The sequence below is a fragment of the Vibrio sp. 10N.222.55.A1 genome (genome assembly GCF_041473835.1).
Taxonomy (GTDB): domain Bacteria; phylum Pseudomonadota; class Gammaproteobacteria; order Enterobacterales; family Vibrionaceae; genus Vibrio; species Vibrio crassostreae_C.
On sequence record NZ_JBFRSX010000033.1, the window covers coordinates 116,572 to 138,213 of the forward strand.

The 21,642-nt window shown below is 44.2% G+C and carries 21 protein-coding genes; 12 read left to right on the forward strand and 9 right to left on the reverse strand.

Annotation, left to right across the window (positions count from 1 at the left end):
• The first annotated feature begins 2 nt into the window (after positions 1–2).
• The 3 genes from AB4493_RS10470 to asnB all read left to right on the forward strand — a co-directional run bounded on the left by AB4493_RS10470 (position 3) and on the right by asnB (position 4,793).
• The gene (locus tag AB4493_RS10470; protein WP_017062194.1) at positions 3–1,217 is read left to right on the forward strand and encodes an ROK family protein; all 1,215 of its coding nucleotides are present in this window, start codon (positions 3–5) and stop codon (positions 1,215–1,217) included.
• An 83-nt stretch (positions 1,218–1,300) separates the two neighbouring features.
• The gene (locus AB4493_RS10475) at positions 1,301–2,887 is read left to right on the forward strand and encodes a cation:proton antiporter (protein WP_372074675.1); all 1,587 of its coding nucleotides are present in this window, start codon (positions 1,301–1,303) and stop codon (positions 2,885–2,887) included.
• 235 nt (positions 2,888–3,122) lie between these two features.
• Positions 3,123–4,793 (forward strand): asparagine synthase B, encoded by a 1,671-nt coding sequence (gene asnB, locus AB4493_RS10480; protein WP_102320162.1) that lies wholly within the window; start codon positions 3,123–3,125, stop codon positions 4,791–4,793.
• A 78-nt stretch (positions 4,794–4,871) separates the two neighbouring features.
• Here asnB and rfaH read toward each other — a convergent pair whose 3' ends face one another.
• The gene (rfaH, locus tag AB4493_RS10485) at positions 4,872–5,378 is read right to left on the reverse strand and encodes a transcription/translation regulatory transformer protein RfaH (protein WP_017068990.1); all 507 of its coding nucleotides are present in this window, start codon (positions 5,376–5,378) and stop codon (positions 4,872–4,874) included.
• 501 nt (positions 5,379–5,879) lie between these two features.
• Here rfaH and AB4493_RS10490 point away from each other — a divergent pair.
• Positions 5,880–7,265 (forward strand): peptide MFS transporter, encoded by a 1,386-nt coding sequence (locus AB4493_RS10490; RefSeq protein WP_372154957.1) that lies wholly within the window; start codon positions 5,880–5,882, stop codon positions 7,263–7,265.
• A gap of 90 nt (positions 7,266–7,355) precedes the next feature.
• Here AB4493_RS10490 and hemH read toward each other — a convergent pair whose 3' ends face one another.
• The 3 genes from hemH to htpG form a co-directional block, all read right to left on the reverse strand.
• Complete coding sequence (gene hemH / locus AB4493_RS10495; RefSeq protein WP_017068992.1) at positions 7,356–8,318, reverse strand: ferrochelatase; 963 nt, start codon at positions 8,316–8,318, stop codon at positions 7,356–7,358.
• Between the two features lie 277 nt (positions 8,319–8,595).
• Positions 8,596–9,240, reverse strand: a complete 645-nt coding sequence (adk, locus tag AB4493_RS10500; protein WP_017062200.1) for an adenylate kinase — start codon at positions 9,238–9,240, stop codon at positions 8,596–8,598.
• Between the two features lie 389 nt (positions 9,241–9,629).
• Positions 9,630–11,534 carry a molecular chaperone HtpG gene (htpG, locus tag AB4493_RS10505; protein ID WP_017062201.1) on the reverse strand — a complete coding sequence of 635 codons (1,905 nt, stop codon included), beginning with the start codon at positions 11,532–11,534 and terminating at the stop codon, positions 9,630–9,632.
• 270 nt (positions 11,535–11,804) lie between these two features.
• On the opposite strand from htpG, the gene AB4493_RS10510 reads away from it, so the two are divergent.
• The 3 genes from AB4493_RS10510 (at position 11,805) to AB4493_RS10520 (ending at position 13,689) form a co-directional block, all read left to right on the forward strand.
• Positions 11,805–12,716: a transcriptional regulator gene (locus tag AB4493_RS10510; RefSeq protein WP_017063403.1), complete on the forward strand. Its 912-nt coding sequence runs from the start codon at positions 11,805–11,807 to the stop codon at positions 12,714–12,716.
• Between the two features lies 1 nt (position 12,717).
• Positions 12,718–13,233, forward strand: a complete 516-nt coding sequence (locus tag AB4493_RS10515) for a regulatory protein ToxS (protein ID WP_017063402.1) — start codon at positions 12,718–12,720, stop codon at positions 13,231–13,233.
• A 135-nt stretch (positions 13,234–13,368) separates the two neighbouring features.
• Positions 13,369–13,689: a SelT/SelW/SelH family protein gene (locus AB4493_RS10520; protein WP_017062204.1), complete on the forward strand. Its 321-nt coding sequence runs from the start codon at positions 13,369–13,371 to the stop codon at positions 13,687–13,689.
• A 24-nt stretch (positions 13,690–13,713) separates the two neighbouring features.
• On the opposite strand, the gene yfcE is transcribed toward AB4493_RS10520, so the two are convergent.
• Genes yfcE through AB4493_RS10545 form a run of 5 tightly spaced genes read right to left on the reverse strand, consistent with a single transcriptional unit; the run spans position 13,714 to position 16,576 of the window.
• Positions 13,714–14,259 (reverse strand): phosphodiesterase, encoded by a 546-nt coding sequence (yfcE, locus tag AB4493_RS10525; RefSeq protein WP_017068995.1) that lies wholly within the window; start codon positions 14,257–14,259, stop codon positions 13,714–13,716.
• Between the two features lie 47 nt (positions 14,260–14,306).
• Positions 14,307–14,714: a CBS domain-containing protein gene (locus AB4493_RS10530; protein WP_017062206.1), complete on the reverse strand. Its 408-nt coding sequence runs from the start codon at positions 14,712–14,714 to the stop codon at positions 14,307–14,309.
• Positions 14,711–15,061, reverse strand: a complete 351-nt coding sequence (locus tag AB4493_RS10535; protein ID WP_017062207.1) for a P-II family nitrogen regulator — start codon at positions 15,059–15,061, stop codon at positions 14,711–14,713. Before AB4493_RS10535 ends, AB4493_RS10530 begins: the two co-directional genes overlap by 4 nt.
• A complete protein-coding gene (locus AB4493_RS10540; RefSeq protein ID WP_017062208.1) occupies positions 15,051–15,845 on the reverse strand; it encodes a DUF1538 domain-containing protein in 795 nt (264 codons plus the stop codon). Before AB4493_RS10540 ends, AB4493_RS10535 begins: the two co-directional genes overlap by 11 nt.
• Complete coding sequence (locus AB4493_RS10545) at positions 15,842–16,576, reverse strand: DUF1538 domain-containing protein (RefSeq protein WP_017072437.1); 735 nt, start codon at positions 16,574–16,576, stop codon at positions 15,842–15,844. Before AB4493_RS10545 ends, AB4493_RS10540 begins: the two co-directional genes overlap by 4 nt.
• Before the next feature lie 289 nt (positions 16,577–16,865).
• Here AB4493_RS10545 and AB4493_RS10550 point away from each other — a divergent pair, with 289 nt between their 5' ends.
• The 5 genes from AB4493_RS10550 to AB4493_RS10570 all read left to right on the forward strand — a co-directional run bounded on the left by AB4493_RS10550 (position 16,866) and on the right by AB4493_RS10570 (position 21,482).
• Positions 16,866–17,780 carry a TIGR01777 family oxidoreductase gene (locus AB4493_RS10550; RefSeq protein WP_372056258.1) on the forward strand — a complete coding sequence of 305 codons (915 nt, stop codon included), beginning with the start codon at positions 16,866–16,868 and terminating at the stop codon, positions 17,778–17,780.
• Between the two features lie 43 nt (positions 17,781–17,823).
• Entirely contained in the window at positions 17,824–18,651 is an 828-nt protein-coding gene (locus tag AB4493_RS10555) for an SDR family oxidoreductase (protein WP_372154958.1), read from the forward strand.
• Between the two features lie 396 nt (positions 18,652–19,047).
• Positions 19,048–19,902 carry a co-chaperone YbbN gene (locus AB4493_RS10560; protein WP_372154959.1) on the forward strand — a complete coding sequence of 285 codons (855 nt, stop codon included), beginning with the start codon at positions 19,048–19,050 and terminating at the stop codon, positions 19,900–19,902.
• A 197-nt stretch (positions 19,903–20,099) separates the two neighbouring features.
• Positions 20,100–21,029: an SPFH domain-containing protein gene (locus AB4493_RS10565; protein ID WP_017063395.1), complete on the forward strand. Its 930-nt coding sequence runs from the start codon at positions 20,100–20,102 to the stop codon at positions 21,027–21,029.
• Between the two features lie 3 nt (positions 21,030–21,032).
• Positions 21,033–21,482 (forward strand): NfeD family protein, encoded by a 450-nt coding sequence (locus AB4493_RS10570; protein ID WP_017061926.1) that lies wholly within the window; start codon positions 21,033–21,035, stop codon positions 21,480–21,482.
• The last annotated feature ends 160 nt before the right edge of the window (positions 21,483–21,642 follow it).

Consider the following 21,642-nt stretch of genomic DNA (forward strand, 5'->3'; position numbering starts at 1 on the left):
GTATGAATGGCGGACAAATAGGTAACGTAGACTTAGTTAAACAACTAAACAGTGCGGCGGTATACCGACTTATAGACCAACAGGGGCCTATCAGTCGTATACAAGTGGCTGATGTAAGCCAACTCGCACCGGCAAGTGTTACAAAAATTACCCGCCAACTTTTAGAGCGCGGCCTAATTAAAGAGGTTGCGCAGCAAGCGTCTACTGGCGGTAGACGCGCTATCTCCCTAACCACAGAAGTAGAGCCTTTTCATTCTGTTGCTGTGCGTTTGGGTCGAGACTACATTCAAATAAGCCTGCATGACCTTGGTGGTCGTGAATTGGCTTTCCAACAGCAAGACCTGAATTATTCAGACCAATCAGACCTTACCCAAGGCTTGGTCAATAACCTCAAAGCTTTCATTGCTGAGCATCAACCAAAGATCGATCAACTGATTGCTATTGGTGTCACGCTTCCAGGCTTGGTTAACCCAACGACCGGTGTTGTTGAGTACATGCCGAATACCGACATCGATAACCTCGCATTAAGCGACATTATTCGCGATACATTCCATGTTGCTTGTTTTGTTGGTAACGATGTTCGTGGAATGGCGCTTGCTGAGCACTACTTCGGTGCAAGTAAAGATAGCCAAGATTCTATTTTGGTCAGTGTTCACCGTGGTACAGGTGCAGGTATTATCGTTAATGGTCAGGTTTTCCTAGGTCATAACCGTAATGTGGGTGAAATTGGTCATATCCAAATTGATCCGCTAGGCGAGCAATGCCAATGTGGTAACTTCGGCTGTCTTGAAACAGTAGCGGCAAACCCAGCTATCGTTGAACGCGTGCAGAAGCTGATTAAACAAGGCTATGAGTCTTCTTTAACAGAGCTTGAGCATATTACGATTCAAGACGTTTGTGACCACGCGATTAATGGTGATGAGCTAGCCAAGCAAAGCTTAGTTCGAGTAGGAAACCAGTTAGGTAAGGCTATCGCGATGACGATTAACTTATTTAACCCTCAAAAAGTTATCATTGCTGGTGATATTACCAAGGCACAAGAGATTGTTTTTCCTGCAATTAAGCGCAATGTAGAGAATCAGTCGTTAACGACTTTCCATAGCGGCCTGCCTATTGTAGCATCACAGATCGATAAACATCCTACGATGGGAGCTTTTGCTATGATTAAGCGCGCCATGCTTAACGGCGTGTTACTGCAGAAGCTTCTCGAAGACTAGAGAAAACAATTCTGATTTTCCGCGGGCCGTGTTTGTATAAACACGGCCCGTTTTTTTAAGCTAGGGAACTACAACAACAAGTTATGGAACTTATATTAATATCCACTGCGTTTATCGCAGGATTTATTGCTTTAAAGTGTCACCTTCCCCCATTAGTTGGTTTTTTGGTTGCAGGCTTTGGGCTTTTTGCCTTTGGCTTTGAAACCAATGACACCATCATTACTTTAGCTGACCTTGGTGTCACGCTGCTTCTATTTACTATCGGCTTAAAGCTCGATATCAAAACCCTACTCTCTAAAGAGATCTGGGCTGGCGCGACAATCCACAACCTTTTGTCCACTCTGTTTTTCGCCGTCGCCCTGTTTGGCTTTAAGTTCTTAGGTATTTCATCGCTAGCTGCCATGTCGGTAGAACAGATCGTTCTGCTCGGTTTTGCTCTTTCATTCTCTAGTACTGTATTTGCGGTTAAGACTCTGCAAGAGAAAGGCGAAATGAATGCGACCTACGGAACGTTAGCGATTGGTATCTTGGTCATGCAGGATATCTTCGCCGTAGTATTCTTAACGGCTTCTACGGGCAAAATACCTGAGTGGTATGCAATTGCTCTGTTTGCCCTACCCTTATTACGCCCACTGTTCTACAAAGTGCTCAATTGGGTTGGTCACGGTGAGATGCTGGTTCTTTCCGGCATCTTCTTCGCATTAGTCGTCGGTGCTGGTTTATTCCATTTGGTTGGTGTGAAACCAGATTTGGGGGCTCTTGTTCTAGGTATGTTACTTGCTGGTCACCCAAAAGCCTCAGAATTATCAAAGTCGCTGTTTAACCTTAAAGAACTTTTCCTTGTCTGTTTCTTCTTGAATATTGGTCTGTCAGAGCAACCAACCATTCAAGGCTTTATGCTCGCAATCTTGTTCTTGCTGATGCTGCCAGTGAAAGGTGTTCTCTACTTCTTGGTACTCAACCGCTTCAAGTTCCGTGTTCGAACGTCTCTACTTGCCTCGCTATCACTGTTTAACTATAGCGAGTTTGGCCTCATCGTTGGTGGTCTCGCCTTCAAGATGGGTTGGATGTCGGGTGATATCTTAGTTGCCGTTGCCATTGCAGTTTCACTGTCTTTTCTAATCGCTGCTCCTTTAAACCGAGCTGGTCATAAGCTTTATCAGCAGTCAGGTAAATGGCTAAAAGAGCATGCGTCAGAAAAGCTTCACCGACGTGATAAGCGAATTGACCCTGGTCGTGCCCAAGTGCTTATTCTAGGTATGGGCCGAATTGGTACCGGTGCTTATGACGAATTACGTACTCGCTATGGCAAGGTCAGCCTAGGTGTAGAAGTGCGTGAAGAAGCCGCGCACAACCACAGAAGCCAAGGCAGAAACGTGATTTCTGGCGACGCGACTGACCCAGATTTCTGGGAGCGAATTCTAGATACAGCAAACGTAAAGCTGGTGATTTTGGCAATGCCTCACCACCAAGGTAATCAAACCGCTTTAGAACAATTAAAGTCACGTAACTTTAAAGGCCAAATTGCGGCTATTGCTGAATATCCCGATCAACTCGAAACACTGAAAGAGAATGGCGTTGATGCGGCATTTAACATTTACAGCGAGGCTGGTAGTGGTTTTGCTCGCCACGTTTGCGAACAGTTAAATCCAAATATCAATAAAATCTAGTATTAGACAGTGTTCAACTAAACCTCTCAAAACTGCCTATTTTTCGCACTTTTGAGAGGTTTTTGTTTAAAAAACCAACCGCAATTAAACATCACACACCAAAAGCACATAAAAATTAGATAATTTCTAACAGAACACCCTTTATATTATTTTTTTGCTCACATCCGGTTGCTTTTTTTAGCCAGAATGGCAAATTGAATGCAGTTGATTTGGAAATTATTTAAAAGGAAGTTCTATGTGTTCAGTATTTGGCATTCTCGACATTAAAAGTGATGCCGCAACACTTCGCCCTATTGCTTTAGAAATGTCTAAGAAGCTTCGTCACCGTGGTCCAGACTGGTCTGGTATCTATGCTGGTGAAAAAGCAATCCTTGCTCATGAACGTCTTGCTATTGTTGGCTTGAACAGTGGTGCTCAACCACTATACAGTCAAGACAAAAAGCACATTCTTGCAGTAAACGGTGAAATTTATAACCACAAAGAACTTCGTGCACGCTATGAAGATAAGTACCAGTTCCAGACTGATTCTGACTGTGAAGTTATCCTAGCGCTATACCAAGAGATGGGTGCAGACCTTCTAGAAGAGCTTAACGGTATTTTCGCATTCGTTTTATACGACGAAGAGAAAGACGAGTACCTAGTGGGCCGCGACCATATTGGTATCATCCCGCTTTACCAAGGTTACGATGAGCACGGCAACTACTACGTGGCTTCAGAGATGAAAGCATTGGTTGAAGTATGTAAGACGATCAGTGAATTCCCTCCAGGTAGCTTCTACTCTTCGAAAGATGCTGAACCTCAACGCTACTACATCCGCGATTGGAACGAGTACGCTGCGGTACAAGGCAACAGCACAAGCAAAGAAGAACTGACTGAAGCGCTAGAAGCAGCCGTTAAACGTCAACTAATGACTGACGTTCCTTACGGTGTACTTCTATCTGGTGGCCTGGATTCATCAATTACTTCAGCAGTTGCAAAACGCTTTGCGGCAATGCGTATCGAAGATGATGAGCAATCTGAAGCTTGGTGGCCACAACTGCACTCGTTCGCTGTTGGTCTTGAAGGCGCACCAGACCTTATCGCTGCTCGTGAAGTTGCGGACAAGATCGGAACTGTGCACCATGAGATGACTTACACTATTCAGGAAGGCCTAGACGCAATCCGTGACGTTATCTACCATATCGAAACTTACGATGTAACGACGATTCGTGCATCAACGCCAATGTACTTGCTGGCTCGTAAGATCAAAGCGATGGGCATCAAGATGGTACTTTCAGGTGAAGGTGCTGATGAAATCTTTGGTGGTTACCTGTACTTCCATAAAGCGCCAAACGCGAAAGAGTTCCACGAAGAGACAGTACGTAAACTGCTTGCTCTAAGCATGTTCGACTGTGCTCGTGCAAACAAATCGCTAGCGGCATGGGGTGTTGAAGGCCGTGTACCATTCTTGGATAAAGAGTTCATCGATGTCGCAATGCGTCTGAACCCTGAAGATAAGATGTGCGGTAACGGTAAGATGGAGAAACACATCCTGCGTGAGTGTTTTGAAGACTACCTACCAGATTCAATCGCATGGCGTCAAAAAGAGCAGTTCTCTGATGGTGTTGGCTACGATTGGATTGATACATTGAAAGCAACGGCTGAAGCAAAAGTAACGGATCAACAAATGGAAGCTGCTAAGTTCCGTTTCCCTTACAACACGCCAACAACCAAAGAAGGTTATGCTTACCGTGAAATCTTTGAGGAGCTATTCCCTCTAGAATCTGCGGCAGAGTGTGTACCTGGTGGTCCTTCAGTTGCTTGTTCATCAGCGAAAGCGATTGAGTGGGATGAGTCATTCAAAAACTGTGTCGACCCATCAGGCCGTGCAGTACAAGCCGTTCACAACGATGCTTACAACGCTTAGAGCGTTTTGAACAAATCCTAAAGACTAAAAAAGGCGCATTATGCGCCTTTTGTTTTAAGCCTATTTTTATTACTGCAGTTATGCGCGAGCTTGTAGTGCTTCGTTCTCAATACTGATTGGAACGACTTGGCTGATCATTTTCACCAGCATAATCGATCGAGCCTCACCGTCTTTCTGATCGAAAATAGCTTCAACCCCAGCAAATTGGCCACTCTGAATCTTAACTACCTGTCCAGATTCAAACTCAACACAACAATCTTCCACTTCGTTACTGCAGCACTTCTCAAACTCTTTAAGTTCAAACACCAAGTCTCCTTGGACCTCGTGCGGCAGTGAACCGAACTTAATAAAGTCCACAACGCCACGTGTTGAACGAACGGTCGTGAAGCTAGGACCTTGCTCATAGTCGAAGCGAACAAAGATGTAAGACGGAAACAGCGGTTCTTTGACCTGCTTTTCTTTCCCTCTCACCACCTTTTCGACTTCTATTTGAGGGTAAAAGCACTCTACCCCCTGATTCTCTAAGTGCTGCTGAGCGCGTTTTTGATCACCACGCTTACAGTAAAGCAAATACCAACGTTTCATTTGACTAGCCATTTTATATTTTTAGATATTTTACCACATGCCTAAAACGGTTAAATCACCATTAATAAAATGAATCGTTGCTAACGAAAAATAATGCGTAGCAGACCAATTTATCAACAAAAAGTTATAGGTGTCGGAGTGGTTAAGCATTGTACAGAGATCATTTAGAGATCAAAAGACTCATTGTTGTAAGCATATGTATACCCCACCTAATGCGCATGCCACTCCCTTCAAACTCAAAATGATACACCAGAGCAATATATCTAAAGATTTTAATTCAACACAACTTTAATGAAGGTTATTAACCAACCAACTCAAATCTGGAAAATTAGTTTGCAGCACATCTAAAATGGGCAACATTAAAAATAAAGATATTTAATATCAACATCTTAGTTAAACCAAGTTGTCGTGACCATAAAATAAGTCTATTGCAGACTTTTATCCCACTGTGTATACATGAATGACTATAAAATCTTTTAATACCTAAAATTAGTAAAACTTATGCCAAGCAACCACAACATCTTTGGCCACCCTAGAGGCCTATTTCTACTTTTTAGCACAGAGCTATGGGAACGTTTCTCTTACTATGCGATGCGTGCCATCCTTGTCTTATTTTTGACTGACACTACCCTCAACGGTGGACTGGGTTGGTCAACGAAAGACGCAATCGATCTCTACGGTATTTACACCGGCTTAGTCTACATCACACCATTAATTGGTGGCTGGATTGCCGATAACTACCTAGGTCAGCGTAAATCAATTATGATTGGCGGTGTATTGATGGCACTTGGCCAATTTACACTGGCTCTACCTAACGGCTTCATCGGTTTAGACCAAGTGAACGCGCTGTACCTTGGTTTAGCTCTGCTAATCAGTGGTAACGGTATGTTTAAGCCGAACATCTCAACCATGGTTGGCGATCTGTACCAAGAAGGCGATAACCGCCGTGACGGTGCTTTCACCATTTTCTACATGGGCATCAACTTAGGTGCGCTGCTTGGTGGCTTAATTTCAGGTGCTGCTGTCGATTCATTCGGTTGGAAAGCAGGTTTCCTAGCCGCTGGTATTGGTATGGTTATTAGCTTGATCATGCAAGTGACAATGGCTCAGTCTTGGTTGGGCAACATCGGTTCTGTACCTGCTGCTGCAAGAGCGAAAGCACTAAACAAATCTAAAGAAAAAGCGCCACTGACCAAAGAAGAGTTCGACAGACTAAAAGTGATTCTTATCATGGGTCTGTTCGTGATTGTTTTCTGGGCGGGCTTTGAACAAGCTGGCGGCCTAATGAACATCTACACTCAACAATATACTGACCGTATGATTGGTGGCTTTGAAGTTCCTGCTGCGTGGTTCCAATCTTTGAACCCATTCTTCATCATTACACTTGCTCCAATCATTGCTGCGTTCTGGGTGAAACTGGGTAAGCGTGAACCCAACTCTCCTGTTAAGTTTGCAATGGCATTGTTCTTCTTAGCACTGGGCTTTGTGTGCATGATGGGCGCGGTAATGGAGCAAGGCGGTGACCTAACCGTGAAAACATCAATGCTATGGCTAGTCGGTGCTTTCTTCTTCCATACCCTTGGTGAGCTTTGTCTATCGCCTATTGGCCTGTCGTTGGTCACTAAGTTAGCTCCGCTTCGCCTAGCATCATTGATGATGGGTGCATGGTTTGGCTTCAATGCGGTGGCAAACTACGTGGCAGGCCTGGTCGGTTCTCACGTTGGTGAGCTTGGTGCTATGTCAATCTTCAGTGGTATTGCTATCACAGCAACGGTGAGTGCCATATTACTGCTGCTTTGTGCTGGTAAGCTTGTATCATGGATGCATGGTGTAGAAACCAACATGACGCTTGAAGCAGAACCAAAAGCAGAAACTTCGGTCGCTTAATAGCTAGATCGATTTCAAGAAGAAACATCAAGATCAAAAAGGGCTGCTCAATGAGCAGCCCTTTTGTTATCTATTCAATCGCCATATCAGTTAGCGATGAAGCGCCACTAGTTCAGCCATCATGTCGATGTGTGAGTCTCTGTCGTTCAGACACATAATGTAGCTAAAGTCCGAACCACCAGCGTCAATGAACGTCTCTTTACACTGGTCTGAAATCTCTTCCAACGTTTCCAAACAGTCAACCGAAAAGGCAGGTGCCATGATGTCGATCTTCTTGATGCCTTTACTCGGCAGTGACTCAAGTGTCTCGTCAGTGTATGGCTTCAACCACTCTTCTCGACCAAATCGCGATTGGTATGTCATGGTGATATCGTCCGCTAACAAACCTAACTCTGCCGCAAGCAGCTTTGTTGTCGCTTCACAATGCTGAGGGTAGATATCGCCTTCATCAGCCAGTCGCTTCGGAATACCGTGGAAAGAACACACTAAATGATCGGCTCTGCCATTTTTATCCCAATGACTGCGGACGCTTTCAGCCAATGCTTTTGCATAGCTTGGGTGCGCGTAGTAGTCGCGAATAAAGCGATAGCTCGGGATAACTGGCATCTGCTTAAAGGCTTTGGTTAAACCATCAGAAACCGCCGCTGTGGTTGTGCCAGAGTACTGCGGATATAAAGGCAGTACGATGATGTCCTCAACGCCCTGCTCCATCAGTTGCTCAACACCAGTCTTTAGGCTTGGGTTGCCATAGGTCATACCCAGTGCAACAGGCATCTCTAGTTTTTTCTGGAGCTTTTCAGCTTGTCTTTGAGAGTACACAAGCAGTGGTGAGCCCTCATCCATCCAGACAGACTGATACAGCTTAGCAACTTTAGGCGAGCGAATCGGTAAAATCACGCCATGTAATATAGGACACCAAAGCCAACGCGTTAGGTTTACAACTCGCTTGTCGTGTAAGAATTCACTCAAAAATCGACGAACGCCAGCGGGGGTCGCCGCATCTGGCGTTCCTAAGTTCACCAGTAAAACGCCCTGCTTTTTATTATTTTCCATAGATACCTGAGACCAATATGTGATTTTCTGGAAAGTAATATACTAATCTGCATAAGTTTAAGATCATTGCGCCTCAATGAAAGTCTGAATAATCATTCTTCATATGAGATACACAAAATCCACTCTCAATTGCTAGCCACTGCCGTCGGGTCTGAACCGTTCTGAATCATGTGCAATCAAGTTATATAGATTGGTATCGTACTAAAAATTGAAACAAAAAAAGCGACCCTTAAGGTCGCTTCCAATATATCAAATTCTAAAACTGGCTGTTAGCCAATTATGCTAGTGCTTTCTCAAGTTCTGCACTAACTTCAGCAACTTGCTTAGTACCGTCAAACTTAAGGTACTGAGTGTTACCTGCTTCAGCTTCTTTACCGTAGTAAGAGATTAGCGGAGCTGTTTGATCGTGGTATACACCTAGACGTGCACGAACTGTTTCTTCTTTGTCGTCATCACGTACCACTAGGTCTTCACCCGTTACGTCATCTTTACCTTCTTCTTTAGGCGGATTGTACACAGTGTGGTATGTACGACCAGAAGGAAGGTGAGCACGACGACCAGCCATACGCTCAACAATCACATCGTCAGCTACGTCAAATTCAACAACGTAATCAACAGCGATGCCCATTTCTTTTAGGCCATCAGCTTGTGGGATTGTGCGTGGGAAACCGTCTAGTAGGAAACCTTTCTCACAGTCATCTTGAGCGATACGCTCTTTGATAAGACCAAGGATAATTTCATCAGAAACTAGCTGACCAGCGTCGATTACTGATTTTGCTTGCTTACCAAGCTCAGTACCCGCTTTGATAGCAGCACGTAGCATGTCACCAGTTGAAATTTGAGGGATACCAAATTTGTTCATGATGAAGTTAGCTTGAGTACCTTTACCCGCGCCAGGAGCACCTAGAAGAATGATGCGCATGTTTAATCCTCTTATAAAATTATGATTTATACCGAAGCTCACTATCCCTCCATTCTTGCTCATTTTTAGGATGAACAGAAAGCGTTAAGTAACCATTGAGGCTAAGCAAAACTGTGAACAGAAGCAAAACGGTAAGTTTCGGTATAACGTTTAAAAATCATACAACTGGAGATAGTCGCTTCTTAGCCCCAGCTGATTAGGTCGAGCATTCTATCACATTAATATTCAATTTGGCTGAATTTACGACTAAAGAATGCATCGACAACATTTGTTGTGACGATAACGGTGACGTTGACCACGTTAGGTCAATTTTCAACGACGTTCATAAAAAAAAGCCCGCATTTGCGAGCTTTTTATTGTAATTGTTGGCTTAACCTAAAGTCGAAAGACTAACGCTTTGTTAGTAGCTCGTTGATTGCACCCAAGAATTGTGACGGATCTTCCATTGAGCCCTTTTCAGCCAGCATCGCTTGACCAAGTAGCAACTCAACCCAACGACCAAACGCTTGCTCGTCTGCTTCGTCAGCCATCTGTTTAACCAGTGCGTGCTCAGGGTTAATCTCGAAGATGTACTTCACTTCCGGTGCCGCTTGACCCGCAGCTTCAAGAAGCTTCGCCATTTGCGTGCCCATTTCGAAGTCGTCAGTCACAACAACCGCAGGTGTCGTTGCTAGCTTGAAGGTCGTACGAACTTCTTTAACACGACCACCTAGGTAAGATTGAGTACGCTCAACAACAGATTTGAACTCTTCTTCTGTCTCTTTTTGCTTCTCTTTCTCTTCTTCACCTTCAAACTTGCTTAGGTCTAAGCCTGCTTTAGTGATCGATTGGAACTGTTTACCGTCGAAGTCAGTCAGGTAGTTCATTACGTACTCATCAATACGATCGTACATTAGAACCACTTCAATACCTTTAGCTTTGAACTGCTCCAAGTGTGGGCTGTTCTTAGCGGCAGCGTAGCTATCTGCTGTCAGGTAGTAAATCTTATCTTGGCCTTCTTTCATGCGCTCAACGTAAGATTCTAGGCTGATGGTTTGTTCAGCAGAATCCACTTCCGTTGACGAGAAACGAAGTAGACCAGCGATCTTCTCTTTGTTCGCCATATCTTCAGCCGGGCCTTCTTTCAATACTAGGCCGAACTCTTTCCAAAACTCTAGGTACTTATCATTGTCATTCTTCGCCATGCGCTCAAGCATAGTCAGTACACGCTTGGTACATGCGCCACGAAGAGACTGAGTTACCTTGTTGTCTTGCAGGATTTCACGAGACACGTTCAATGGCAGATCGTTTGAGTCAATCAAGCCACGAACGAAACGCATGTAAGATGGCATGAACTGCTCTGCGTCATCCATGATGAATACACGCTGCACGTAAAGTTTCAAGCCACTCTTGTGGTCACGGTTCATCATGTCCCAAGGTGCTTTCGCTGGGATGTAAAGCAGGCTTGTGTAATCGTTCTTACCTTCAACCTTGTTGTGGCTCCAGGTTAGTGGATCAGCAAAGTCGTGAGATACGTGCTTGTAAAACTCTTGGTACTCTTCTTTCTCGATATCAGATTTGTTGCGAGTCCAAAGCGCTTGCGCCTTATTGATCTGTTCCCAATGTTTCTCTTCGGTGTCTTTACCTTCGTCATCTTTCACTGCTGTGAAGATAGAAACAGGAATACCGATGTGGTCAGAATATTTACCAATCACTTCACGCAGACGCCACTCATTTAAGAACTCTTTACCGTCTTCACGCATGTGCAGAACGATGTCAGTACCACGAGACTCTTTAGTGATGTCTTCGATTGTGTAATCGCCTTCACCTGCAGAGTGCCACTGAACAGCTTCATTGTTCGGCAGGCCAGCTGCACGTGTGCGAACCGTTACCGCGTCTGCGACGATGAATGCAGAATAGAAACCCACACCAAATTGACCAATCAGTTGAGAGTCTTTGCTTTGGTCTTCAGACAGCTTTGAGAAAAAATCTGCAGTGCCTGACTTAGCAATCGTACCTAAATGCTCAATAACGTTGTCGCGGCTCATACCGATACCGTTATCAGAAATGGTTAACGTGTTTGCTTCCGCGTTGAAAGAAAGTTTTACACCTAGATCTGCATCACCTTGGTAAAGGTCACCGTTCGATAGAGCTTGAAAACGAAGCTTATCAGCCGCGTCAGATGCGTTAGAGATCAGCTCACGTAGAAAGATTTCTTTATTTGAATACAGTGAGTGAATCATTAGATGAAGTAGTTGTTTTACTTCAGATTGAAAGCCACGAGTCTCTTTATTTTGCGTTGCCGTTTCGCTCATTTTTACTCCAAAACATCTATACTTTATGTTGAATAATCATAGGGGCGTAACACTTGATGCCACTCTTCTGTTCATTAACATGAGGATGACAAATGTAAATTCAAGGTCAAAAATCATAAAAACACTGTTTTTTTTATCTGTTTTTATTATCCTTGAGCCTGATAAATATAAAAGAACATAAAATAAGCCATGATTTGGTGAAGAATTAACGGAACTTCACCTGAGATTTGTCTATTTCGCCCCCAAAACAATCCAAAATAGAAGAATTCAATGAGTAATATCGGCACAAAGTTTATTCTCGCACAACGGTTCGTATTCGACCCAAACAGCAATTCACTTGTCGATCAAATGAGCGACGGTGAAGTCGTACGTCTTGGTAGCAATGAAAGCCGCATTCTCTTGATGCTGTCAGAAAGGCCTAATGAAGTTATCACTCGTAATGAATTGCATGAGTATGTTTGGCGAGACCAAGGCTTTGAGGTGGATGACTCAAGCTTAACGCAAGCCGTATCGACTCTGAGAAAGATGCTCAAAGACTCGACTAAATCTCCTGAATTCGTAAAGACAGTACCGAAGCGCGGTTACCAATTTATTGCGACCGTTGAGCGCTCTGCGCCACTGTCATCAAATGATCAGCCAGTAGCCGCTGAAATTGCAGAAAATGACGTTGAACCTATCCTAACGTTTGCAACGCCTGCAGCGACTGAACAAGCAATCACTGACACATTTGAACCTGAGCCAATTACAAAAGTTCAACAAACTAAAGTGGCAGTAGAACCAGCAACCGCTCCTGTTGTAGCTCCGGCTAAAAGCACCAATAAATGGTTAACATTTTGGTTACTGCTTGCCGCTTTCATCATGCCGATTCTCGTTTTAACGTTTACTACCCCGGTGGAGTCCGAGTTCACGGTTTTGACTGAAGTGGATGGTGTAAAGGTTCAATCACCGGTTAACCACCCAGACCTCAGCAGTTGGCTGCCAGCAATAGAAAAGTGTGTATTAAGTTACAACACGAGTCACACTGGTGTGTTAAAGCCGGCTGAAGTGATCGCTACAGGAGGACAAACCAATAACCTTGCCCTCAATTACATTCACCCGCAAGATTACTCGAGCGAAAATGTAACCCTAAGAATTTACGCAAACCAGTCGGATGTAAACGACATTTGTAACGGTGGTAAGTAACATGAAATTAAAAGTATCGATTATCTTACTGGTTCTATCGGCATTTTTGAGTGGTTGGCTATATTGGAGCAGCAATGCAAAAGTAGAGCGCTTGCTCACTCAGCATGAATGGCAGTCGAGAATGGTGACGCTGATTAGCGATAACAAGCAAGCTGACTCAATCGGCCCACTTCGTAGAGTTGAACTATCATCGAATGCGAAATACCTACCAAATGGTACATATTTAAGAATGTCAGTGGTTAGACTTTACGGTAATCAAACTGAGCCTGCGAATGTCATCAACATCTCTGAAACGGGTCAGTGGGATATTAACGATAACTACTTACTGGTTTCGCCAACGGAGTTTAAAGATGTGACCTCGGCTCAGCGCCAAGACTTTTCAGAAGAACAGCTAGAGCTGATCACTCAAGTCATTAAGATGGACGCAGAGCAAAGCCGCCGCATAGATATTGTTAACCCGAAGGCACTGCTACTGACTAGCTTAAATCATGGTTCTACCGTATTGTTTTCAAACTAAGATTGGATCGCTATTTACTGTTTATGAATAGCTGAATACCATGAAACGGTAAACCAATAGAAAAAAGGGGCATGAAGCCCCTTTTTTGTTAGCCGTTGGTATCAAATTACGGATGTAGCATTTTAAGGATTAACCATGAAAACGGAACAACCTAATCTGGCGCCAGCGAAAGAGACAGCAACAAAAGCCACAATCGCGATACACTATTGCCGTCAATGCAATTGGATGCTTCGCTCTAGTTGGTTATGCCAAGAGCTACTGCATACCTTCAGCGAAGAAATTGAACAAGTGAGCTTACACCCAGACACAGGAGGCAGGTTCGAAATCTTTTGTAATGGTGTGCAGATTTGGGAAAGAAAAGCAGATGACGGTTTTCCAGAGGCGAAAGTTCTGAAGCAAAGAGTACGAAACATCATTGCTCCAGACAGAGATCTCGGCCACGTGGACTCAAAATAAGCCTTTCACAGCCGATCCAATGATTTAAAGCTGACCACTCACGAGAACATCACCTTCAAGGCTAATGACTTTGAAGGTATTGTTTTCATAGATGCCATAGCTTGCCGCGTGTCCCTCTCGTGGGAATGTCACCGAGCTAGGGTTAAAGATAAAGATGTCATCTTGGTATTCGGCGACAGGAATATGGGTATGACCGTGTGCAATGATATCGCCCGCCTTCAACGCAGGGCGTTTATTGGTGTTGTACAAATGGCCATGCGTTAGGAAGATACGCTGGCCTGATTCTAATAGCACCCACGAGTAATCCATCATCATTGGAAAAGACAACAACATCTGATCCACTTCGCTATCGCAGTTACCACGAACGGCAATGATCTCTTGAGAAAACGCATTCAACTTATCTGCAACCGCCGGCGGGTTGTATCCTTCTGGAATCGGATTTCTTGGTCCATGATTCAGAATGTCACCCAATAGAACTAAATATTGCGCACCAGATGCTTGGTAGAGTTCTAATACCTTTTCTGTTGCTGGCAGCGAACCGTGTAGGTCTGAAGCAAAAAATAATTTCACACGTACTTCTCCATAAAATTTATGAGCCTATTGTACGTATCTAAATGCTACACGTCATCTCTCGCCATACCATTGATCACGATATTATTGTAACTAACCATACCGACTATCTTGTTATCACGAACTACTGGCGCACGACTGATACCAAAGCGTTCAAACAGGCGAGCGCAATACTTTACGTTCATCTCAGCAGACACGCTTAGCGCTGGCTTGGTCATGATCTCATAAACATTGGTTCGCTTTGGAGATCGGTTCTTAGCCAGTACTTTCTTGGCAATGTCATTCATCAATACGATGCCGTATTCGTCATCTTCGTGGCGTTTATCGACAATGATTGCCTTCACTTTGTGCTTTTTAGCCATCTCTATCGCTTCTAACACCGTGGTTAGCCCATCGATAATCACATACGTATTGGCCATGACATCGCCTACTCGGATCTTTTCACTGGTACTCATAGCTCATCCTCCACAACCTTTGTTAACGTCTCGACTTGATGCGCAACCCCGACTGCGTCTTCGATATCGATCTGCACCGCTATACCTTGTCCTGACTCCTGGTCAAACTCACCGACTTCGCCAATAGTTTCAAGAATATGCCTCGCTAAGTGTTCCTCAACCACAAACAGCAACACATCTTTTTGCACCTCTAACGTTAAGCCGAAGAAGGTGGTTTTTTGGTTTAAGCCTTGCCCTCTGGCGTTATTAATCACCGTTGCTCCAGTCGCGCCCGCATCACGCGCGGCATCGAGCACAGTGTCGGTCTTGCTCTCTTCTACAAACGCTAGGATAAGTTTAAAGCGCATCTTTGCTCTCCTTAGAGGTATGTAAACGGTTTAACCATTGTGTTATTTGGGCATAGCCCATCACTGAAATGATGGGAAATAAGCTGGCAAAGGCGATCAATCCAAAGCCATCAATGACAGGATTTCTTCCTGGTACGGTTGAAGCAAGTCCAAGCCCGAGCGCCGTTACTAAAGGGACTGTCACCGTTGATGTAGTGACGCCACCCGAATCGTAGGCTAATGGGATAATGAGTTTTGGGGCGTAAAAGGTTTGAATGACCACGACGACATAACCAAAAATGATGTAGTAGTGGATCGGGTCACCCGCAACGATACGGTAGCTGCCCAGTGAGATACCGATAGCAACGCCCAATGCCACGGCGATCCTCAGCCCATTGACGCTGATACTGCCACCGGAAACTTGGTTCGCCTTAATCGCTACAGCAATCAAAGAGGGCTCGGCTATCGTGGTGCTGAAACCAATACAAAACGCGAAAAGATAGACCCAGTAATAATCAAACCAAGCCAAAGCAAGACCAGAACTGATCTTAAACTCAGTCAAAAAACTTGGCTCGGTGAGTTGCATTGCCATCGTCTCCCCTAGAGGGAATAACGCGAGTTCCAATCCCATCAAAAAGAGTGATAAGCCAAGAATGACGTAGAAGAAACCGATCAGCACTTTGGCTAGGTTATTGACTGGCTTTCGTAATACCGCCAACTGAAAACCGAAGATGATGATCGCAATCGGGATCACATCCATCACAGTGCCGAGAAAGGTGTCGATAAATTGTTGAACACTGATCATGTCACCACCATCCCGTACACCATGACAAACATCATCGGCAGCAACGAAGCAAACGCGATCAACCCAAAACCATCTATCATCGGATTACGCCCTTTAATTGCCGAGGCTAAACCCACCCCTAACGCAGTTACTAATGGGACGGTGATCGTCGATGTCGTTACTCCACCAGAGTCATACGCAATTCCAATGATGTTTTCCGGAGCAAATGCAGTGAGCACGACCACTCCAATATATCCACCGATGATCATGTACTGGATTGGCCAACCTTTTAAGATTCTCAGCACACCGAGTAAAATAGCGATACCGACTGACAGTGCCACAGTAAAGCGCAGGCCATTGGCATACTGCTCCATTTCATCTAACGTATTGGGGATTACACCTCCCTCAGCTGCCACTTCTGCGGCTTCGGCAGCGACTGCGGTTAACGCTGGCTCGGCTATGGTGGTACCAAAACCCAAACAAAAAGCGAAGATCAATAACCAGAACACACTCCCCTTTCTGGCAAATGCTTGAGCCATCGATTCGCCAATTGGAAACAACCCCATTTCAAGGCCAAAGATAAAGAAAGTGAGTCCAAAAACGACGAGCACTAAGCCAGTCAGAATAGATAAAAGATGAGGAAGTGGCTCTTGTAAGACAGCAAGCTGGAAGAAAGCGATTACCGCCACGATTGGCAATAGATCCCTCAGGCTACCTAACATGGATCGAAACAAAGCAAGCACCGCCGTCATCGCAATTCCTTGTCGCTGATTATGAATTAATAATAATCATGGCAAATCCTTATCATTGCTTATGTGACAAATATTACGCAGTTGGTAACATATCCGAGTAAAGTGCATAAGTGTGATGACGGTACACATCCTGACTTGATGAATTTAATTTCACTCCTTTGTAAATTGAAAAAGGCGTAATTTGGGCATCACACGATTGAAACCTTATGATCGTTATAGTGATTTTTTCGTATTGATTGGCGACTAAAAACAAGCCATGTCTATAATTATGTTTAATAGGGAGATTGGTATGAAGATATTGTTAACGGGTGGTACTGGATTTATTGGCTCTGAATTGGTCAAGAGTTGGAACACTGACGACGTGACATTGCTGACGCGGAGTCCTGAAAATGCCAAGCAAAACCTAAATCACCTCAACCAGAACAACCTTCATTACATTCAATCCCTTGATGAGCTCAGTGATCTCAATGACTTTGATGTGGTGGTCAACCTCGCGGGTGAGCCGATTGCCGATAAGCGTTGGAGTACAGAACAAAAAGAGAGGATCTGTAACAGCCGCTGGCACATCACTGAAAAGCTGGTCGAATTAATTCATGCCAGTAGCAACCCGCCACACGCTTTTATTAGCGGATCAGCCGTGGGTTACTATGGCGATCAACAGCAGCACCCGTTTGACGAGTCACTGCAAGTAGAAGATGAAAGCTTTCCTCATAAAGTCTGTGCCCACTGGGAAGAGATAGCCAAGAGAGCACAATCAGAAAGCACACGCGTGATACTACTGCGAACAGGGGTTGTACTTGGCGAGAATGGCGGCGCACTCAAGAAGATGCTATTGCCTTATAAACTCGGCGTCGGTGGTCCAATAGGTTCAGGTGAGCAGTACATGCCATGGATTCACATTCTCGATATGGTGAGAGCCATCAATCACTTGTTGTCACTCCCCCACGCTCAAGGGGAATTCAATATGTGTGCCCCTCACCCTGTGACCAACAAACTGTTCAGCAGCACGTTAGCGAAACAATTAGGCCGACCGCATTTCTTATTCACGCCGAAATGGGCAATGTCGATTCTCATGGGGGAATCATCTTGTTTGCTATTTGACAGCATTCGCTCCAAGCCGAAGAAACTCACTGAGATGGGATTCATCTTTAGTTACTCAAGAATCGAGCCAGCACTAAAAAACTTGTTACAACATCAAGACTAATTCTTTACCCTAGAGCGATAGAGACTCTAATAAAGGATTAAGTGTGAACAAGTCGATTCTGATTACCGGTTGCTCAACAGGTATTGGCTATACATGTGCTCATGCACTTCAAAAGCGTGGTTTTCATGTCATTGCATCTTGTCGTGATCCACAAGATGTTCAACGCCTTCAAGATGAAGGCCTCACCTGTATTCAATTAGATCTTTCCAACCAAGAAAGTATTGAGCATGGCGCCAAGCTTGCTATTGATCTCGCACCTAATGGATTGTATGGATTATTCAATAACGGTGCTTACGGTCAAGCAGGGGCACTAGAAGACTTACCGACCCAAGGACTCAGAGAACAATTCGAAACCAACTTCTTTGGTTGGCATCATCTCGTCTGTCAGATCCTTCCGCACATGCGCGAGCGTGGCGAAGGTCGAATCGTACAAAACAGTTCCGTATTAGGTTTTGCAGCCATGAAGTATCGTGGTGCTTATAATTCTTCTAAATTCGCGATTGAGGGTTGGACAGATACCTTACGATTAGAACTGCATGGCAGCGGTATACAGATCTCATTACTGCAACCAGGGCCAATTGAGACTCAATTTAGAACCAATGCCTTGAAAGCGTTCAATAAATGGATCAACATTTCTGGCAGCGCCCACCAAGACGCTTACCAACAACAAAAAGATCGACTCGAAAAAGAATCATCGAATAACGCTTTTGTCCTGCCTCCAGAAAGTTGTATTGAGCCGGTATTCCATGCTCTCACCGCCGACAAACCCAAGCTAAGATACCGAGTTACGACCCCGACTAAAGTGTTCGCGGTATTGAAAAGGATTCTACCGAGTCGCTTGCTAGACCCTATTTTGAGAAAAGCTGCATAAATTACTAACTTTGAATGCAGAGTCGCAAACTTTAATGTAACGATGTAATTTTTCCGTAACAATAAGATGTCATGATTATCCTATCCCATCAGTTATTCCCAATTGATGGTTCTACTCTGGAAATCTCATGACTTTAAACCGCCTTAATTGGGTAGGTGTGGGTCTGGCGATTACGTTGTTTATTCTGTTTTGAGTATCTCACGCAACGCCTCACTGACTACCTCGATGATAACGCTATGCCTTCCATGTTGAGATAACAATTATATCAACATCGAAGCATAGCGTTTTTCTATTTTTGGTTCTTTTTATCCGAGATAACCGAGTTAGATCTTGAAGTTACCGACTAATCCCCCCATATTTGCAACGTATCCACAAAACAAACCTCAAGGAACGTAAATGCAATCTCCGCATATTGTTGAACTTAATGAGCAGAACTTTCGTCAAGTATTAGAAGGTTCGATGCAGACCCCTGTACTCATCCATTTTTGGGCACCAATGAGCCAAGAGAGCGCCCAAGTCATTCCTGAACTGCAAACTTTAACTCAGCAATACAACGGTGCCTTCACCTTAGCCCTGCTCAATTGCGAACAAGAGCAAGCTATTGCTAGCCAGTTTGGTGTTCAAGCACTGCCCACTATTGCACTGTTTGTTAATGGTCAGCCAGTCGATGGGCTCGGTGGCCCTCAAAGCATAGAAGCTATTGTCGATATGCTCAGCAAACACCTTCCTAGCCAAGATGAACTTACTTTGCGTCAGGCTCTTGAGCAAATGCAAGCTGGCGAGCACACACAGGCACTAGCAGCAATGCAGCAACTTCCAGCAGAGCTGACGAATAAAGGTGAAGTAAAACTGGCGATCGCAGAGTGTTTGTTAGAAACGCAACAATTTGACCTTGCTGAAACTCAGCTAGCAACTATCCCTCTTGAGTACCAAGACAACTACTACAAAGGCTTAGTTGCAAAGCTTGAACTTCATAAACAAGCAGCAGACAGCCCTGAAATACAAGCATTAGAAGCAGCTCTTCAGCAAAATCCGAGCGACGCTAAAACAGCATCTGAATTAGCATTGCAATATCACCAAGTGAACCGCAGTGAAGAAGCTATGGATCTATTATGGTCTTTCCTAGCCAAAGATCTTAATGCTCTCGATGGTGACATGAAGAAAGAGTTCATGGACATCTTGAGTGCGCTTGGACAAGGTAACCCAGTTGCCAGTAAGTACCGTCGACAACTGTACTCTCTGCTTTACTAGTTAAACCTAAAAAGCCGTAGATTAAACATCGAAAATTGACAATTCAATCAATTAGTTTATCGCATAATAGAATGTAAAATGGGCCATAAAATCAATGATTTATGGCCCATTTCTCGTTTATAAATTTGCTCAGAATTTAAATATGAGCCAGTATCAATACTGAACTATCAAAAACTCAAACTTGCAAAGGATTTTGTATGCCTATTGATACCTTGATTACTATCGGCGTCTTTACTGCCGTCGCACTGTTATTTATCTTCGCTGGCGTAAAAACCGTTCCACAAGGCAACAACTGGACCGTTGAACGCTTCGGGCGATACACACACACCCTTAAACCGGGTCTTAACTTAATCATTCCATTTATTGATAAAGTTGGACAGCGCATCAGCATGATGGAGCGTGTTCTCGACATCCCAGCACAAGAAGTCATCTCCAAAGATAATGCAAATGTGGTTATCGATGCGGTTTGTTTTGTTCAAGTTATCGACGCGCCTAAGGCAGCTTATGAAGTGAATGACCTTGAACATGCGATCCGTAACTTAACCCTCACCAATATCCGTACTGTGCTTGGCTCGATGGAACTGGATGAGATGCTGAGTCAGCGTGACATGATCAATACCAAGCTACTGAACATCGTTGATGAAGCGACAAACCCTTGGGGCGTAAAAGTCACCCGTATCGAAATTAAAGACGTACAGCCACCAGCAGACCTTACTGCTGCGATGAATGCCCAGATGAAAGCCGAGCGTAATAAACGTGCTGATATCTTAGAAGCAGAAGGTGTACGACAAGCTGAGATCTTGAAAGCAGAAGGCCACAAGCAATCAGAGATCCTGAAAGCAGAAGGTGAGAAGCAAGCGGCAATATTGCAAGCAGAAGCCCGTGAGCGTGCCGCAGAAGCAGAAGCTAAAGCGACAGAAATGGTATCAACGGCAATTGCTCAAGGTGACATGCAAGCGGTCAATTACTTCATTGCACAAGGTTACACCGACGCATTGAAATCTATAGGCCAAGCTGAAAACGGCAAGATCATCATGCTACCACTCGAAGCAACTGGCCTTATGGGTTCTGTTGCGGGTATCGCGGAGATGTTTGCACATAAGAATGACAAAGGTAGTAAGGACTAACTTATGGTCGAATTACTAGAACAAGTAAACCACTGGCATTGGTTAGCGTTTGGTCTAGCATTGTTAGCGCTTGAGCTAATTGGAACCGCTGGTTACTTTTTATGGATAGGCATATCTGCCATGCTGGTCGGTGCCCTATTAGGAGCATTACCAATTGGTTGGCAGATGCAATGGCTGTCCTTTGCTAGCTTCTCTCTTATTACCACTTGGTTGTGGTGGAGAAGACAACTCTCGAATGACAAGCAATCGGATGCAGGGCGAGAGTTAAACCAAAGAGAAAAGCAATTGGTAGGTCAAACCGTTATTTTAAGTGAAGACGTAAAGAAAGGTAGCTGTCGAATTAAGTTCGGTGACTCTTCTTGGTCAGCAAAGGCCAGTCAAGATATTCCATCTGGAACCGAAATTAAGATTGTCGCTTTAGACGGAATCGTTCTAATAATAGAACCTTTATAAACAAGAGCTATATGAAGCCTGCATTTTCAATAAATGCAGGCTTTTTCTATTTTTGAACCTTAATAATATTCGAATTATCATTGCGATAGATTGAATTGAAAAAAAAATAAGTTCTTATTTCGTAAAGCTAAAAAGTTTGATTGAGCTAAAAAGGTATAAG